This window comes from Chungangia koreensis (assembly GCF_042651785.1).
In the GTDB taxonomy this organism is placed as follows: domain Bacteria; phylum Bacillota; class Bacilli; order Bacillales_A; family Planococcaceae; genus Chungangia; species Chungangia koreensis.
In genome coordinates this window covers 36,358-53,990 of sequence record NZ_JBHSEC010000022.1, presented here as the reverse complement: position 1 = coordinate 53,990, position 17,633 = coordinate 36,358, and the positions used below count along the sequence as shown (strand labels likewise).

Annotated in this window: 15 protein-coding genes; 2 read left to right on the top strand and 13 right to left on the bottom strand. The window is 41.3% G+C overall.

Features of this window, described 5'->3' with window-relative positions; genetic code table 11:
* Positions 1 to 129: 129 nt before the first annotated feature.
* From ACFOZY_RS14955 to ACFOZY_RS14945, 3 genes are all read right to left on the bottom strand, one after another.
* Entirely contained in the window at positions 130 to 1,680 is a 1,551-nt protein-coding gene (locus ACFOZY_RS14955; protein WP_378156920.1) for a right-handed parallel beta-helix repeat-containing protein, read from the bottom strand.
* 167 nt (positions 1,681 to 1,847) lie between these two features.
* The gene (locus ACFOZY_RS14950; RefSeq protein WP_378156918.1) at positions 1,848 to 4,286 is read right to left on the bottom strand and encodes a beta-glucosidase; all 2,439 of its coding nucleotides are present in this window, start codon (positions 4,284 to 4,286) and stop codon (positions 1,848 to 1,850) included.
* Positions 4,287 to 4,638: 352 nt separating this feature from the next.
* Positions 4,639 to 5,262 carry a TetR/AcrR family transcriptional regulator gene (locus tag ACFOZY_RS14945; RefSeq protein ID WP_378156916.1) on the bottom strand — a complete coding sequence of 208 codons (624 nt, stop codon included), beginning with the start codon at positions 5,260 to 5,262 and terminating at the stop codon, positions 4,639 to 4,641.
* 196 nt (positions 5,263 to 5,458) lie between these two features.
* Here ACFOZY_RS14945 and ACFOZY_RS14940 point away from each other — a divergent pair, with 196 nt between their 5' ends.
* Entirely contained in the window at positions 5,459 to 6,229 is a 771-nt protein-coding gene (locus ACFOZY_RS14940; RefSeq protein ID WP_378156914.1) for an SDR family NAD(P)-dependent oxidoreductase, read from the top strand.
* 102 nt (positions 6,230 to 6,331) lie between these two features.
* Here the strand turns inward: ACFOZY_RS14940 and ACFOZY_RS14935 are convergent, their stop codons facing one another.
* The gene (locus ACFOZY_RS14935; protein WP_378156912.1) at positions 6,332 to 7,567 is read right to left on the bottom strand and encodes a class I SAM-dependent rRNA methyltransferase; all 1,236 of its coding nucleotides are present in this window, start codon (positions 7,565 to 7,567) and stop codon (positions 6,332 to 6,334) included.
* 264 nt (positions 7,568 to 7,831) lie between these two features.
* On the opposite strand from ACFOZY_RS14935, the gene ACFOZY_RS14930 reads away from it, so the two are divergent.
* Entirely contained in the window at positions 7,832 to 8,023 is a 192-nt protein-coding gene (locus tag ACFOZY_RS14930) for a hypothetical protein (protein WP_378156910.1), read from the top strand.
* 81 nt (positions 8,024 to 8,104) lie between these two features.
* On the opposite strand, the gene ACFOZY_RS14925 is transcribed toward ACFOZY_RS14930, so the two are convergent.
* The 9 genes from ACFOZY_RS14925 to walK all read right to left on the bottom strand — a co-directional run bounded on the left by ACFOZY_RS14925 (position 8,105) and on the right by walK (position 17,632).
* Positions 8,105 to 8,386, bottom strand: a complete 282-nt coding sequence (locus ACFOZY_RS14925) for a hypothetical protein (protein ID WP_378156908.1) — start codon at positions 8,384 to 8,386, stop codon at positions 8,105 to 8,107.
* Positions 8,387 to 8,391: 5 nt separating this feature from the next.
* Positions 8,392 to 10,320 carry a GTP-binding protein gene (locus ACFOZY_RS14920; RefSeq protein WP_378156906.1) on the bottom strand — a complete coding sequence of 643 codons (1,929 nt, stop codon included), beginning with the start codon at positions 10,318 to 10,320 and terminating at the stop codon, positions 8,392 to 8,394.
* A 281-nt stretch (positions 10,321 to 10,601) separates the two neighbouring features.
* The gene (gene rlmH, locus ACFOZY_RS14915; protein WP_378156904.1) at positions 10,602 to 11,081 is read right to left on the bottom strand and encodes a 23S rRNA (pseudouridine(1915)-N(3))-methyltransferase RlmH; all 480 of its coding nucleotides are present in this window, start codon (positions 11,079 to 11,081) and stop codon (positions 10,602 to 10,604) included.
* 79 nt (positions 11,082 to 11,160) lie between these two features.
* The gene (locus tag ACFOZY_RS14910; protein WP_378156902.1) at positions 11,161 to 11,325 is read right to left on the bottom strand and encodes a CxxH/CxxC protein; all 165 of its coding nucleotides are present in this window, start codon (positions 11,323 to 11,325) and stop codon (positions 11,161 to 11,163) included.
* Between the two features lie 162 nt (positions 11,326 to 11,487).
* The gene (locus ACFOZY_RS14905) at positions 11,488 to 12,708 is read right to left on the bottom strand and encodes a S1C family serine protease (RefSeq protein ID WP_378156900.1); all 1,221 of its coding nucleotides are present in this window, start codon (positions 12,706 to 12,708) and stop codon (positions 11,488 to 11,490) included.
* A 160-nt stretch (positions 12,709 to 12,868) separates the two neighbouring features.
* On the bottom strand, positions 12,869 to 13,657 hold the full coding sequence (locus tag ACFOZY_RS14900; protein WP_378156898.1) for an MBL fold metallo-hydrolase: 789 nt from the start codon (positions 13,655 to 13,657) through the stop codon (positions 12,869 to 12,871).
* Positions 13,658 to 13,669: 12 nt separating this feature from the next.
* Positions 13,670 to 14,485 (bottom strand): two-component system regulatory protein YycI, encoded by an 816-nt coding sequence (locus tag ACFOZY_RS14895; RefSeq protein WP_378156896.1) that lies wholly within the window; start codon positions 14,483 to 14,485, stop codon positions 13,670 to 13,672.
* Entirely contained in the window at positions 14,472 to 15,806 is a 1,335-nt protein-coding gene (locus ACFOZY_RS14890; RefSeq protein WP_378156894.1) for a YycH family regulatory protein, read from the bottom strand. The genes ACFOZY_RS14895 and ACFOZY_RS14890 overlap by 14 nt, the downstream gene beginning before the upstream one ends.
* Positions 15,803 to 17,632: a cell wall metabolism sensor histidine kinase WalK gene (gene walK / locus ACFOZY_RS14885; protein WP_378156892.1), complete on the bottom strand. Its 1,830-nt coding sequence runs from the start codon at positions 17,630 to 17,632 to the stop codon at positions 15,803 to 15,805. Before walK ends, ACFOZY_RS14890 begins: the two co-directional genes overlap by 4 nt.
* Between the last annotated feature and the right edge of the window lies 1 nt (position 17,633).

Below are 17,633 nucleotides of genomic sequence, written 5' to 3'. Positions count from 1 at the left end.
CACATTAGGCGAATAATTTAACGTTAAAAAGTCTTTGAGATCTTCGATCCTGAGAAATATACATACCACATACAGAAAATATTAAAGTATGTGGCATGGTTCCTTGCGTTTTATTTATGCTAATTCACTCTACTTCGGATGCTTTCTCGCTATTTCAACGTCTTCGGTCACCTTCAACTCAGCCCCGTTAATATCTTCAATGATATTTTCTACTATACCAATGTCCTTTCCTGCATCGACCCTGATACCATTGGAGGCAAGTCGAATGACGTTATGCTCTAAGTTGATGCCTGAGGGAATTCCTTTACCCCGTCCTTCAGTACCTTGATCTTCGCTGAGCCGTATCGCCCAGAATCCATCTGTCCCACCAGTGATATGGTTACGATGCAGCTCCGTACCTGGCGCATTACGGACCTCAATGCCGGTCTTCGAATCTTCGTCGCCGGTAATCCTGTTGTCCTCGATGAGGGTGTCGGGAGTTCCCAGAATGACCAGGATTCCTTGACGGTTTCCAATCAGATTGTTCGAATGCACCCAGTTTCCATGACCCGAGGCATCATGCTTGTTCTTGGATCCGCCAGAATTGCCCAGCGCGATACCAGCCTTCTTTCCTCCGATGACCGTATTGTTTCGTATTTCGTTCAAATATTCTCCCTCGCCGTGCAAGTCAATTGCGTCGAGATGGCTGCCGACGATAGTATTTTCCGCCACGAGATTGTTGTGGGTGGGAAACTGCAGTAGAATGGCGTGCCGCAGATTTCTACCATCGAAAGTGTTGCCGATGACAATGTTATGTCGAGAATCGTTCGAAGCATCCGGATTGTGCTGGTCCGCTAAGCCCTCTATCGCGATGCCGTATCCCTGTCCACCAGGACCGACAGCCGTTGCCTCACTAACGTGGTTTCTAATGAGGGTCACTTCACGGCTGGCCTTGACGGAGATGCCGTGGCGCTCGAACCTACGGATACTCAGATTTTCTACAAGGACTTGAGAACTGGCTTTCCCTTTGTGTGCCCCGATGTAGATTCCGTACATCGGGCCGCCACCAGCTTCACCGATGTCGGGGTCGTCACCAAGTGGGCCATCATAACGGGAGGTAATGGTGAAATCAGCAACGATAATATCGTGTACACCAGAGCCACGGATTACCCGGCTGTTATCCTCTCGATCAAGTGAAGTCAGCAGCACGGTCCTCTCCTGACCCTCGCCTCGCAGGTCCACGCCGCTATGCAACACAATGTTCGCCGATTCGTCGTCTGGGTCAGTGGTCCGCAGGTCATACGTGCCTGCCGGCAGCAAAACCTCATCACCGGGCTCTGCCGCGTTCAGTGCCGCCCGGATGGCCACAGCATCGTCGTGTGAATCCGGATCCGGATCTGCCCCGAAATCCGTTACGTCCAAGGTCTTTCCAGTGGCCGGACCCGGCGTCGGCACCTCGATCGGTTCCCCTGACCGGTCTACCAAGCCAGGTACCTCCCAGTCCCGAGACTCGGATGGAGCTGGTTGCACGGTGTCCTCTTTCCCATTCGGTCCATCGGCTTCCTCCTCGATTGTATGATCCTTCTCAACCGGCTCCTTGGATTTCTCGTCGGTGCATATGATTAAGACGAGCAACAGGCCAAGGGCCACCAACCCTGAATACATCAGATTTCGTCGTTTCTTTCGAACAGATTCCTTCATCAGACTTCTCACGTCCTTCCTTGTCTTTGTCCCTCTAATCCTGAAAAGCTCGAGAAAAAGGTAAGCCCGCGGAGCTCGACAATTCATGCCGAAGCCCGCGGGCTCACTATATTCGGAATAATTGACGCCCACTACCGGAGCGCAAAGGTTATCCCTTAGGTAGGGGCTTACTTACTGGATTTCCCTTTGCCCTTACCTTTATTGTTGTCCTTACCTTTTTTGAAGTTCATTGAGACATCTTTTTCCAAAGGAGTGTCTGCAGAGGATCCACCGATATGAACGCGGTATTTTCCGTCAGCAGTTGCCCACTCGCCATCAGCCCAGTTCGCCAAGTTGTCCGGTTCTTCCGGAACGAAATAGGAGAACGGATGGTTAGAGTCGTCATGGTTAATACGAACAGTCACACGTTCACTCTCACCAGGTTCAAGGTCAACCTTCTCGAAGTTGACAAGACGTTTTGTAGGTTGTCCTGCCTCATCCGGAAGAGTTAGATAGACTTGTGCCGCTTCTTTACCGGCAACATCGCCAGTGTTAGTGATTGTGAAGGATACGTCAATTCCAGCTAACGCTCCTTTGCCTTCTTTTCCTGTATTGCGGACTTTCTTGACTTTAAGATCGTCATATTCGAAAGTCGTGTATGACAAGCCGTATCCGAATGGGAATAGTGGCTTCACTTTGTTTGCTTCGTACCAGCGGTAACCCATCTCAAGACCTTCTGTGTATTGAGCGATTAGCTGATCAGACTTACCATCACCGTAAGGGCCTGGGCCACCAATCTTACCAGTGTCTTGACGAGTTCCAGGGTATTGTTCTTCAGTCGCAAAAGCTGCTTCACGTTCAGTGGCACCGAACGTCGTAGGAAGCTTACCAGAAGGATTTACCTTACCATAGAGAATGTTAGCAACGGCATTGCCATCCTCCATACCTGGGTACCACGCTTGAAGTACTGCAGGTACCTTATCCAACCACGGCATAAGCACCGTACCGGAAGTCTTCAGTACTACAACAGTATTCTCCGGGTTGGCTTCCATAACTGCGTCGATTACCGGCTCCTGCTCAGCCACACCCGATTTGAGGTTCAAGGCTGGGAATCCGAGAGTATCACGGTCCACTGTCTCATGTGGGTTGTCGCCGACCATAAGAAGCACGACATCGGACTCAGCAGCTAACTTAGCAGCAGCTTCCGGGTCACTGCCATTGTTATACGTCACTTTAGTGTCGTAGCCCAACTCTTTGATAACCTTCTCTAAGCCTTCTTGTGGTGTAACCGTATATGGAGTGTTTACATAGTCATTATCGTCACGAACAGAACGTGGGGACATCCTTGCATCACCAGCGAATGTCTCAATGCCGATCAACGCGATCGACTTTGGCTCGCCATCTAGTGGCAGGAAGTCGTTGTCGTTCTTCAAGAGCACGGATCCTTCCTCGGCCATCTTCCGTGCGCTAGCACCGTTAAGCATTGGATCAACGATTTCAGGCATGAATTTATCGAAAGGCTCGTCCATGTGGCCGAACTCGATCATCTTGATGTAACGCGGACGAAGTAGATTGTCGATGTCGTCCTCTGTTACCAAACCTGCGTCAAGAACTTCTTGAATCTTCTCTTGAGTGTAGTACTGTGGTGTCCAGTCTAACTCGACATTCGTACCAGCTTTGATAGCTTTCACTGTGTCGTGAATCGCACGACGGTCGCTCATAACGTATCCGTCAAAGCCCCAGTTTCTCCTAAGGGCATCTTGAAGCAGTTCAGAACTATCACATGCATAAGTACCGTTAACATCCGGGAATGAACACATTACGGAAGCAGGATCTGCATCCCTAACGGTCATCTCGAATGGCAACATGTACAACTCGTTCATTGCCTTTGATGGTACTTGTACGCCCATCGTCCAACGCTCGGTTTCCTGTTCGTTGCCTGCCATGTGTTTAAGTTGTACTTGGACCCCTTGGTCCTGAATGCCCTTTGATTGTTCAGTTGCCAGAATACCTGTTAAATATGGATCCTCACTGAAATACTCATAATTCCGACCACCGTATGGGTGACGGATAAGGTTTAGACCTGGTCCAAGCAATACGTGATGCGCAAAAGCTCGTGTTTCCTCACCGAGGATACGACCAGCCTCATAGTTCAACTCGCGGTCGAATGTCGCAGCCAAAGCTGGGGTGGACGGCAATCCAGTCGCTACCGGGTCATTACCGCATGAACCGCCTTTAACGCCTGTACCACCGTTGGTCATCCGGATTGTAGGGATACCCAACTCTTCGATACCACGGATTTGTCGGCCAGTGTCTTGCCATTCACACCCAGGCAAGGTACCTTGTGGTGCGAATTCGCCGTTCATATATTTACTATTTTTTCCGCCTCTATTGATGACAACGGTCGCACCTTTGTCATTCTCATTGAAGCGCGAGATAGCGATTTGTTGGATTTTCTGTTCCATCGTCATCGCATCGAGAAGAAGCTCGGCACGCTCCTCAGCAGATAGCTTAGTGTTCATCCAGGGTTTAGCCCCTTCTGTTCCAACTGCCATCGCATTTGCTGGAATTAATGTAGACAGTAACATGATTGCTGTCATTAAGATTAGATTAATACGTTTCTTCAACTAATGGTCACTCCTTTTCTAACTTAATAATTATATTAGTATAGTGAAGTCACTCTACTAAGTGTCTTAGTATAAAGAAGAACTATTACAGTGGTATGACCACTTAATTACAGAAATATAACAGGAAATACGATATAAGTAGTGATTCCAAAGTCCTTATATCGAGCAATCCATTGGTATATCTGCGTTTTAGATGTTAACAAAAGTTTGAGAAACAAACATTTTTCTATAATTATTGGAAGGGAAAGAAAGAACTTCTATTCATTAAAAGGTATTTTTTTAATAATAATTAGTAATTTATTGAACTAAATAAAGAAAATAAAGAAGACTGATGGGAAGAATAATCTTTCCATCAGTCCGTTAGTTGATTTCGTTTTCCCTTTTTCTTTTTGATATATACTTTCGAAGTAGAAAACTTAAGTATTTGGATTAGTTGTTCAGACATATAAGTAGATGATTTTGTAAAATCATTTTCAACCCATTCAAGGATCAATCCTATAATTCCATGAATACGATACGTGCTAAAAAGTTGAACATCAATATAATCGTTATCCGTTACTATGAATTCAAAGTCTTCACGGAATAACTCATTTAATTTTCTTATCAGCTTTTCATGAAAATTGAAATTTGTATTAGGGTTCAACATTAGCTTATAGAATCTTTTGTTTTCCAAGAAATGATCAAATAGAATAATGGAACTTGACGAGATTTTATCGAAATCAATCATGGTTAGATTTCGATATGGTTTCCGGTAGGCTTCCATCATTTTTTCAAACATCTCTTCAATGATCTCTTCTAATAGATCTTTCTTCTGTTCATAATGTGCGTAAAAGGTTCCACGATTAAAATCCGCTGCTTTTACGATTTCTGTAATCGTAATTTCATCAAAGCCTTTCTCTTCCATTAACGATAATAGTACTTCCCTAAACTTCTCTTTCGTTCTCCTTACACGTTTGTCAGGGTGCTGTATAGACATAGTAAAGCTCCTTCTTACACTTTTTAACGAACAGATGCAGTCAAAATGTTGGGTAACATACATTTACTACATTATTGCATGTTGAAGCGCTTTCACTCACGCTTTATGCTTGTAGTATGAAAGTTATCTTGATTTCGAAATAACTTTCATTGTTTTAAAATTTACCTTTATTAATAAAGAAAAGGAGAGATTTTAAATGAATTTTGAAAACAAGGTAGTCATCGTTACAGGTGCGGCTGGCGGGATCGGGAAAGAAGTCGTAAGAAAATTAGCGAATGGAAATGCAAAAGTAGTGTTAGTTGACTTAAATGAGGATGCAATTAAATCCGTACAAAGTGAACTCGGCTTAACAGAAGCAAACAGCTTGGTCGTTAAAGCGGATGTGTCTAATGAAGAAAATGTTAAAAACTATGTAGACCAAACAATTTCTAAATTCGGCCGTATTGACGGTTTTGTAAATAACGCAGGTGTAGAAGGACCAGCTAAACCACTTGAAGAAATAACAGAAAAAGAATTTGATTTCGTTTATGGCATTAACGTAAAAGGCGTATTATTCGGCCTTAAATACGTACTGCCAGTAATGAAAGAACAAAAATCAGGATCAATTGTTAATACTTCATCTGTAGCAGGTTTAATCGGCTCGCCAAGCATGGTATTGTACAACTCTTCAAAACATGCAGTAATGGGCATTAACAAAGTTGCCGCTGCAGAAGCAGCAGCATATAACGTACGCGTAAACACTGTAAACCCGGGCGTCATCAATACACAAATGATGCGTAAAATTGAAGCCAACGTTGCCCCAGATGCTGCAGAAGCTGCAAGAACAGCATACAACGATGCAGTACCAATGAAACGCTATGGTGAACCAGAGGAAGTAGCAAACGTCATTGCCTTCTTACTTTCAGACGAAGCTTCCTACGTAAGTTCATCTTCCTATACTGTTGATGGTGGTTTATATAACGTGTAAGGTTTGATTGAAACTAATAGCTTTTTAACCAATATGCAAATAAGAACTCCCTTCCGTTATAGAGGAAGGGAGTTTTTGTTCAACATATGCAACATAGATGAATTAGTGTTTTTGGATAAATACTACTTTTAAATAGTTTCCTTCTTTATATTGTTTTATTGTTGCAAAGTCTGAAGGAAGTGAGAATTCCTCTTTAATACTATACTTTACGTTTGATTCCTTAAATGCCTGGTCAATAAATCCTTTAAATTTTTTCATATCGAAATTCGCACCATTTGTAGAAGCGACAATTATTCCCTCTTTTTCAGTGATAAGAATTGCTTCTTTTAATAAGTCTTTATAGTCTTTAGCAGCACTAAAGGTGCGTTTTTTTGATCTGGCAAAACTAGGGGGATCAAGAATGACCATATCAAACATTTTCTTTTTCCTTACAGCATATTTAAAATATTGAAATACATCCTCTACGATAATATCTTGTGTCTCAGTATCAATTCCATTGATACTAAACTGTTCCTTTGTCTTGTCAAGACTACGATTCGCGAGATCTACACTGGTTGTCTTAGTCGCTCCACCTAATGCAGCGAAAACCGAAAATACGCCAGTATATGAGAAAGTGTTTAATACTGTTTTACCTTTTGCATACTGATCCCGAATGGTTTTTCTCACATCGCGCTGGTCAAGAAATACGCCAACCATCGCTCCCTCATTTAAGTATACGGCTATGTTAACATCATTTTCTTTTACGATTAACGGGAACTGGCCTCTTTTTCCATCTACGAATCCATCTTCCTCGATATATTTTCCACCAGTATCATAGCGCTTTTTCTGGTAAATGCCTTCATACTCTACTAAATTTCTTAGAGAATCTATGACATAATCATAAAATGCAAAGATTCCTTCACTATACCAATTGATTAAATAATACCCATTAAAATAATCGATCGTTAATCCGCCAATTCCGTCTCCTTCAGCGTTAAAAACCCGAAAGGCAGTAGTTTGTGTACTATTAAATAAATCTTTTCTTTTTGCTAAAGCCTTTTTTATTTTTCCTTCGAAAAATGACTGATCGATCTTTTCCTTTTTGTTTTGAGTAAGAATCCAGCCATAGCCTTTATTTTGCTTCCCATAGTAACCTTTTCCGATAAATTGACTCTTTTCATCTACAAGCTGAACGATCATTCCTTCTTTTGTTAAGCTCTCAATGTTAAGAATTGCATCTTTAAGAATAAGTGGGAACCCGGCTTGATAGGATTTCACAAATTTCGACTTCACTTTTACTATACTTTCTGTCTGCATATACACCATCCATTTTAAAAAACATTTTTTATATGTTTCCAATTCAACAATATATAGTAGTTAACTTACTTCATCTTATATAATCATATCTTAGACAAGTCTACAATGAACGATACTCAATACCGTTTCAATTGGTGCAGTTTCTACTATCAATCAAACAGCGAACATTAAGAATTCTTTATATTAATACGAAATATTGATAATTTGATTAAGACAGAGTATTTAATACAAGGGCGAACACAAAATGGAGGATCCTATATACTTTAAATAGAGGAAGTTGCAGGCATTCCGTTCATCGGACGACACGTGGAGAAAAAGTGGTTCAATCGCAATTGGCTTAAACGGATTTTTCCGTTCGAGTTTGGCACCGGGGGAGTTGGCAAAATCTCAATCCTTGAGCATTACCAGTCGGTGAACTTCCCGCTCCCGCTTTTCAATCCTCATGGAAGAGGCATCATCCGGATCTTTTACAAGGAAAGTTGGGACAACACGCTCTAAATGCCCATCAATCCTGACTATTTCGACCGTCTGATAGCATTGGGCACACCACTCCTAACCTAAGTATAAAACATTCTTTCCTTATTCCGCTTTACCACTCAACATGACGAGCATTTCAACACCAGTCATTTTCGGTAGTTTTTTCAGAAAATCGTGCGCAGTACCATAGCTTTCGAATGCAAATGCTTCGAGTTCCTTTTGGACGTTAAATTTTTCATCTTGTTTCTCAACTAAATAAAGGCGAATAAGTGGTCTTTTCGAAACAGGGTTCACATTCTCTCCCATTACTAACACGCCGATATCACTTTTTTCCAGATTCATATATTTTTCAAGTACATCGGATTGTTCTAACTCTTTTGTCATTTCATTTATTTTAAACAATGCATTTTTGCTTCTGCTTCGTCCCATTGTACCGTGTACCCCGCTCCTTTTGCACAGAAAACGGACGATGATGTATACAATGGATCCGCATTTTTGTTATAACTTAATCTTTCAATCACTTCGACTTCATTGTGACATCTCTCGTACCCTGCGATGGATAACGTCATCGTCCCTCTTCCACCAGTGAAGGAAGCAAGTTGACTACTATAATCCATAAAGGTTGCAACTGGCGCTATACCTGTAATAAATACTTTCTCTCCTTCTGTTTGAGGCGTATCGAAAGTACCGTGGGCTTTTTGAATATCTGACAAGACATGCCCCATTTGATCGACATCTACTTTTATTTTAAATTGATAGATAGGTTCCAATAAAATATTGGTCGCTTTTTCGAGTCCTTGACGCAATGCACGGAAAGTAGCTTCACGAAAATCACCACCATGTGTATGTTTTTCATGAGCTCTACCAGTAATTAACGTAATATTGACATCCGTTAATGGTGAACCGGTTAATAAACCATGATGTTCTCGCTCGAATAAATGATGACGAATTAAATTTTGATTACCAACAGTTAAATCATCGGCATGGCAAGCACTTTTAAAGGTGATGCCCCTATTTCGCTCATTTGGCTCTATCTTTAAATGAACTTCCGCATAATGTTTTAACGGCTCAAAATGACCATAACCAATAACCGGAGATACAATTGTTTCTTTATAAAGAATTTCCGGTTCCTCAAATGTTACAGTTAAGCCAAAACGGTCTTCCACAACAATTTGCAACACTTCTAATTGTATTTTCCCCATTACATGAAGATGAATTTCTTGCAATGCTTCTTCCCATGTAACATTCAAAGAAGGATCTTCTGCGTCTAATATGTTGAAATAGTTAAGTGCCTCTTTTACATGGACCTTCTCTTCGAACGTCACTTTAGATTTCAATGTTGGTTGCATTTCATATGTTGCTTTTTCAATTAATTGACCAATACCATCGCCTACTTGCGCATTCGTTAATCCAGCGACGGCAAATAACTCTCCTGCACATACTTCTGTGACCGGCTTATATTGATTTCCGTTATATTTTCGAATTTGTGTTACTTTTTCTACCAAGTCTCCATATGGCAATTCATCACGCACTTTTAACTGCCCACTTAATGCTTTGATGAACGTCAATCTCGTCCCCTTTTCATCGTATCGAATTTTATAAACCCTTCCAGAAAATGGGGCGTCGTTTGTATAGTTCGTCTCCGTTAATTGCTCGAGCAGCTGTAAGAAGCTTTCAATTCCAATGTCTTGTAGGGCTGAACCACTTGTACATGGAAATAATTGATTTTCGTTAATTAATCTCCGCATAGTGGCTAACCAAGTCTTTTCCTCATACCCATGGTCAAGGTAGTCGTTTAATAACTCTTCATCTCGTTCTGCGATAAATTCCGCTACTTCCTCATAGTTGCCCTTTGTTAAATCAAGTACATCTTTTGTAAATTGTAACCGAATATCTTCGATAACCTGCTCAACATTTGCTCCGACTCGATCCGTTTTATTTATAAAGAAAAATGTAGGAATATGATGTTTTCTTAATAGTTCCCATACCGTTTCCGTATGCCCTTCTATTCCTTCTACCGCGCTAATAATGATAATGGCATAATCCATTGCTTGGACTCCACGTTCCATTTCAGGGGAAAAGTCGACGTGACCGGGTGTATCGATAATTGTGTAGTGAGAGTTTCCGAATGTAAACATTCCTTGATCAGCAAAGACTGTAATTCCACGTGCTCGCTCAATTCCGTGACTATCAAGGAAAGCATCTTGGTGATCGACTCGCCCTCGATGTTTGACACTATTTGTATGATATAAAAGCTGTTCAGAAAAGGTTGTTTTACCCGCATCTACATGCGCTAAGATCCCGATGGTTTTATTCAAGTTCTCACCCACTCTCTTTTAAGAAAAGCGCAAGCGACCTTGACTGGGGTGGCTTACGCTTTACACTGTTCAATATTATACACCTGAAATATTCATAGTTCACAAAGTTAGTTAAGTTCAATGAAGAATAACTCACATTTCAAACCTTTTAGTAAAAAGAAGTAGTTTATCAGCCTAACGTATTTTTTACTATATTAAATTCATTTTTCAAGCAGACTATCCCTTGACTGAAAAATCGATTTTGTTAGAACAAATTACCACTTCAACTTTCTGCTTTACCACTATTTGTGGTACGGTTCCCCCTTCATAATCCGAAAAGCCCGATACACCTGCTCCAGCAAAATCAGTTTCATCATCTGATGAGGAAACGTCATCTTCGAAAAGCTCAGCTTTTCATCCGAACGCTTCATGACATCCTCATACAATCCCAATGATCCGCCAATGACAAATACAATCTTACTTCGTCCATATGTCATTAACGATTCCATATCCGCTGCCAGCTGCTCCGATGTTTTCATCTTTCCTTCGATAGCCAACGCAATGACATATGCATCCGCTCCGACTTTCGACAGGATGCGTTCGCCTTCTTTCTTCTTCACGATTTCCATTTCTGCCTCGCTCAGCTGCTCCGGCGCTTTTTCATCGGGCACTTCGACCAAGTCAATCTTCGCATAGGCTCCCAGACGTTTTGCAAATTCCTCGATGCCCATTTTTAAATATTTCTCTTTCAGTTTTCCGACTGTAATAATTGTAATATTCACAGGTTGTCCACCTTTACAAACAAGTTATTAACAAGAGTTATGCACATATCCACAAAAGTTATCTACATCTTGTATGCGATTATTCGTTCGCCACAAGATATGTTGCAGCCTCTTCACAGTAATCACACTTTGTGGATAACTTTTTTTCCTCTTCAATTTCGTTCATCATCGGAAACGTTTTTTGCTCAGCTACAAAAATGTCTAACGCATGATTTATATGGGTTTCACAGCTTTTAATCTCCACTTTTATCACTCCTTTCAAACTATTCACTTATTCACAAAGTTATCAACACTCAACTTTACCTTTTCCACAGCTCATCATATCAAATGAAAAGCAGATAGGAAAGAAGGGCTTTTCTTTCTCTATCTGCTTGTGGATAAGTTTGTTATGAAATTGTAAGTTTTATTACAGAGCTTTGTCTGCAACTAACGTCATTGTGATTTCTTTTCGCTCTCCTTGACGATATATAACGATCGTCATTTCATCACCAATTTTCTTTTCACTATATAGGTGTTTACGCAATTCGAGTACATTATTGATTTTCTCTCCATCCATCTCGACAATTACATCATATCTCTCTAGACCTGCTTTAGCAGCCGGCGTATTCGGATAGACTTCATCAATGATTACTCCAGTTGTCACATCATCCGGCAATTTCAATGTTTCCTTCTGATGGTATTGTGGAACAGCTGTTAAGTCCAATAAAGTAATACCCATTTGTGGACGTTTGACTTCACCCGTTTGTTCTAAACTTTCAATGACTGGAATCGCTGTATTAATTGGAATAGCAAAGCCAATTCCCTCTACTGCCGATTCGGCAATTTTCATGGAGTTGATCCCTACAAGTTGGCCTGCAACATTGATTAAGGCTCCGCCGCTGTTACCAGGGTTGATCGCAGCATCTGTTTGAAGTACTTCAGATTGCCAATCTTCTGTTCCGTTTCCATCGATATCTACTGGTACTGTACGTTCCAATCCAGACACGACACCAGATGTAACGGATCCTGCAAAACTAAGGCCCAATGGGTTACCGATAGCTATTACCGGTTCTCCAACTTTCAATGCATCAGAATCGCCAAATTCTGCAATAGTCTCTACCTTTCCTGCACTAATCTCCACTACAGCTAAGTCTGTCCAAACATCGCTGCCGATTAACTTAGCTGGTTCCTTCGTGCCATCTGCAAGAGTGACCTCGAGTTGTTGTGCTCCTTCCACTACGTGGTGATTCGTCACAACATATGCTTTGTCACCCGCTTTTTTATAAATGACACCGGATCCAGTACCTGCTTCCATCGTACGTTCCGACTGAGACCAGAAATCCTTTGACGTCTGAATATTGGTAATCCCTACTACTGCATCAGCTACAACACCTACAGCCTTGGTAACATCGGTTGATATATCTAGCGATACTTGTTCACTTCTCGGTGCAGAATCATTTTCTTTGACAGAGGTTCCGGCCACTCCAGAGGATTGGTTATCCGCCAAAGGAGAAATGATGAACCAAACTAATAATGCGCCGATGATCGTTCCTGCTAAACCGCTAAAAAAATACCCAGCCTTGCTGCCTTTCCGATTAGACCGGTTTTCGTGATTTGGATTATTTGGCGTTTGATCGTAATATCCCATATTATATCAGCCTCGCTTTCATTTCTTACTTTACCCATAATGTTTAATCTTAAAAAAGATATCTTAAAGTAACTGACATATTTTTCGACGAATGACAGAAATGAAATGTTCCCAAAAAAGCAAAATAAATAACCTGCCAAATGGCAGGTTAAAAGTTCAATTATACCGTTACAAGTTCTGTCGGCTTTTGTGCATCCGTATCAAAGAGATGTACAAATTCTCCCGGCATGATCCCGCAGGACTGTAATGTCTGGCTGACACTAAGCCTTGCAAGGTCTTTCATATTATTGTCTTTACTTAAATGAGACAAGAAAATCCGTGTTTCTTTCTGTTCAACCACTTCGCTCATTGCTACTGCCGCATCCTCATTGGATACATGGCCGACGTCACTTAAGATACGCCGCTTGACCGACCATGGATACCGGCCCATTTGTAGCATACTCACATCATGGTTGCTCTCGAACACGAACGAATCGGCTCCTTTGATCCAGCCTTTCATACGGTCGCTCACATAGCCTGTATCAGTAATCAGGACAAGCTTTCTTCCATTCTCATGAAAGATATAAAACATCGGATCGACTGCATCGTGGGACACTGCAAAACTTTGCACGTCCATAGAGCCAAAGGATCTTACCGTCTCCATATCAAACTGAAAACGCTGATCTACTGGAATCTCACCAACATGTCCATCCATCGCTTCCCATGTTTTACGATTCGCATAGATAGGTACCCCATATTTTCTGGCAACAGCTCCGAGCCCTTTAATATGGTCACTATGTTCGTGAGTAATGAAAATCCCGTTCAGCTTCTTTAAATCTCTCCCGATCATGGTAAATTGCTGTTCCATTTTTCGGGCACTCAATCCTACGTCAACCAAAAATGCATGTTGGTCATTTTCTATATAAATGGCATTGCCGGTGCTTCCACTGGCCAATACGCTGAAACGCATGTTAAAAACTCCTTACTCTTCCCCGTCCTGTTGTTCATCTTCCTGTAATTCTATCACTTTTCCTTCAACAGCATTGATAAAGAAGTGATCAAATTGTCCATCAGCTAATTTTACTTGAATATGCCATGTCGGTGCAAATACCTGTGTCTCTGTCAATTGGACTAATGTCGAATAACCAAGATCGATCGATGAAATTTCAGAGTCTTGCTTCAGCATTTCACGAGTATACAAAGTATTTAATGCCGTTGTCGGTTGGACAATATTCTTCGTTGTATTAAATTCCTCGAAGTCCTCAAACATTCTTTGTTCATAACGAATGATCTCATTGGCCTGATTGAAGTGAACAGTCAGTAAAGATTGCGTGTAATAGATCGGTCTATCTTCCACTTTTTGAAGGAACATGGCTTCTCCTTGTTCTTCATCAACTTCCCACAGTACATATTGGTTACCCGAGAGGACGTACGAGTCTAAGAATTCCTTATAGCTTTCTTCTTCATTTTCCTCACTTAGTTTCAATGGTTTCTTTAATGTTGAAAGGATTCTTGTTCCATCCGTTACGACAGCCGTTTGGTTAGCAAGAGAATCGATTTCCTTTTTGGTGAACACCTTCAACTTTCCAGATACATAACCCAATTCCTCAACTTTTGGCGGCAGACTTTCAATGAAAATCCGATCTTGCTCCAGCTTCTCCTCAATATTCACATCTGGCGCAATCAATGTTTCCAAATCTTTTGCACCAGTCAAACGGTCAACATAAAGGGTGTAGAGAAACACATTCAAAATGGAAAATACGATGATGAAAATCGTTTTTGTCCTATTCCAATCCAAGTGGTCCACCCCCCAGCATATCCTGTGTGAGTCTTAGCCAATTTCCATTTAATGAATAGAAATATGAAGGCTCAGCAACAATCAATGGTTGGTCTTGGCTTTGAATCGTAGAAATATTATAACCAGCCTTAACTTCGTCTATTAAGTTGAAGTCAATTTCTCGAATGCTGGCGAGAACATCTGCAGCTGCTTTTCCTGATATCATCGGCACATTATTATTTTCCGCTGGGAACGGGTTACCTAAATCATAAAACGGACGATGATATCTGAAAATATCGTTTTCACCCCATGTTTCATGGATGGCAGTTGTCATCTTCGTATCGCTAAATGCAGGAAAGCCTGCAATGTGCAAACCGAATGATATTTCCTTGTTGATTGGATCAATATCGAAGAACCTATAGTCGTCTGTCCATCCACCATGTTCATTTACAAAGTCGATGCTGTTGAAAATGAGTTCAGATGGAATGGCAATCCCTTTACTTTCTTCTCCGGGATTTACATAGTTAATCCATTTATTCGTCGTGTCCACTGTCAATTTTGAAGAGTCATCCAGAAACTCTTGCGTAGATAATGCAACTGTATTGCTTCTCACTACATTCGGATCGGGGAACAAAGCCTTCTTGAATTGATCGAGATTTGTATCAGTCAATAAGTACGTGTATTCATACATGTCATCCGGAGCTTGAGATGATAAATATAGAGAAAGATGCCCTTCCCTTTGAACTTCAGTGTAGGTGTTATAATTCGCTGCATCTGTGAGGATTTGATCCGAAAGCCTGCTTCGGTCGATTCCACTGGCATAAGCAATATACTCCAAATTTTCTTGGTTATTGATAAACGAAATCTGGAGACGGTTTTCGTCATTCCCGTTCCATTTCACGATCATTTGTGTAAATGATTCTTCCGGAATATTTGAATCTTCAATGGTCAAAATCGTATCCAATACTTTAAAAGGAACCCCTGCTGGATAGAAGAATGTGAATTGATTAGGTTTTCTCAACGTTTCATTAATGCCCTCGACACTTATTTTCTGATTTAATGTCAATTCCTGAATAGACAACTGTTTCATCTTCTCAAAAATTCGATCTATCACTAAAGAATTTTCAGTGCCTCTCTTACCGTCTTCGAAATTGAACAGGAGTTTATAAGGTTTCACCACTTCTTCTACCCTTTTTTGAGCACCGATCGTTATGTCTACGGTTGGTTGCTTATCAATAGTTTCATAACCGGGCATGAAGTTCCAAATGGAGAAGGATAGGAGTACACTCAATAAGACAAGTAGGAGTAAAATCAAGGATTTGATTGACTCTAAATATTTCATTCCCACTCACCTTCCCCTTCCAATTGGATAGGCAATGTAAAGAATATCGTCGTTCCTTTGCCTTCCTCACTTTCGGCCCAAATCTCTCCGCCATGGGCTTCAATCATTTCCTTCGCAATGGCAAGGCCTAAACCTGTTCCTCCCATTGCTCTTGCTCTTGCACGATCCACCCGGTAAAAACGGTCAAAAATACGTTCTAAATTGTCTTGTGGAATACCCATTCCATCATCAGAAACCATTACTTTCAACATATCATCTTTCAGAATGACCCCAAATCGGACATTTCCTCCGTTTGGTGAATATTTCATGGCATTAGAAATGATGTTATCTATTACTTGGGTCATCTTATCTGTATCTATTTCGACAAACATGTCTGTATCCGGCATAAGACGCTGGAAATTGATATGTTCCGGTTTACTCATTTCAAAACGATCGATGATCTTATTGAAAAATTTGTTGAAGTCAACAATTTCATTATTAAGTTCATATTCACGTGCATCCATCCTGGATAATTGAAGCAAGTCATTTACAAGTCGAATCATTCGCTCTGTCTCAGTTTGTGTAACTTCCAGGAAATGTGGTGCAATCTCCTGGTCCTTCCAAGCCCCCTCCGCCAAAGCTTCCAGGTAACTTCTCATAGTTGTTAGAGGGGTCCTCAATTCATGGGAAACATTAGATACGAACTCCCGCCGTTCCATATCAATCTTTTCCTGTTCGGTAATGTCATGCAACACTGTAATAAGTCCATTTACAAATCCTGTCTCTTTTTGGATCACTGATAAGTTCGCCCGTAAAATATACGGCAGATCTCTTGTACTGAAATCTAAAATGATTGGATCTTGTGTTTGGACCAAATCTTCAAAAGTATATTCCGGATCGACACCTAATACGGAAGCAATCGGCCGATTCAACACCAAATCCCGAGGTGTTCGAAGCATTCTGACCGCCGGATCATTAATAAGTATGATTCTTCCTTTCCGATCAGTGGCAATTACCCCATCCGTCATATTGGTAAGGACAGATGAAAGCTTCCTCCGCTCCCCTTCCATTGTCGATTGGGACTCCTGCAGCCTGTTCGTCATATGGTTGAATGAAACTGCCAATTGACCAATTTCATCGTTTCCGTAAACATGTACTTTTCGGGAAAAATTCCCCTTCGCCATGGCTTGGGCCTGTTTTCTCATGTCGGAAATTGGACGAGTAATCGTTGTGGCAATCAGAATACCGAGGACAACGGTAATAGCGAGGGAAACAGCAATTCCTCCTGCGAGGATTTGGTTAATTTCACTTATTTGAGTGAAGACAGTCTCCATATTAGCTTCTAAATAAATCGCTCCGATTACTTCACCTTTCGGAGATACAATCGGAGTCGCCAGCACCCAAATCCGATTATTTGAATTCGGGTCCAGATAGATCCGTTCTGCTTGTATTTCCGTGGAAATAGCTGTTCTGGCCAAGCTTCCTGTCGGTGCTCTTTGGCCAACAATCAGCTGGTTGTCACTTTCAGACGTGGCTAAGATACGGAACCGATTATCAATAACCTGGATGTCATTAATATCATCAGAGAAACTGCTGGATAAAATGCCGCGTAAACTTGTCTCGGTTGGCGGGTCATCCGCACTCCGTTCCCTTAACATTTCCTCTCTGACACTAAATTCAACAAGTTTCACCCGATCTTTAATAGATTCCTTAAAGTTATAGCTCAATGTATCTTCAAGCTCTTGTGCAAAATACAGACCGATAATCTGTAGCGCAGTCAAAATCAGTAAAACATAAACTAAAACGATTTTTACATGTATGGATTTAAAAAACCCGACTTTCTGCATG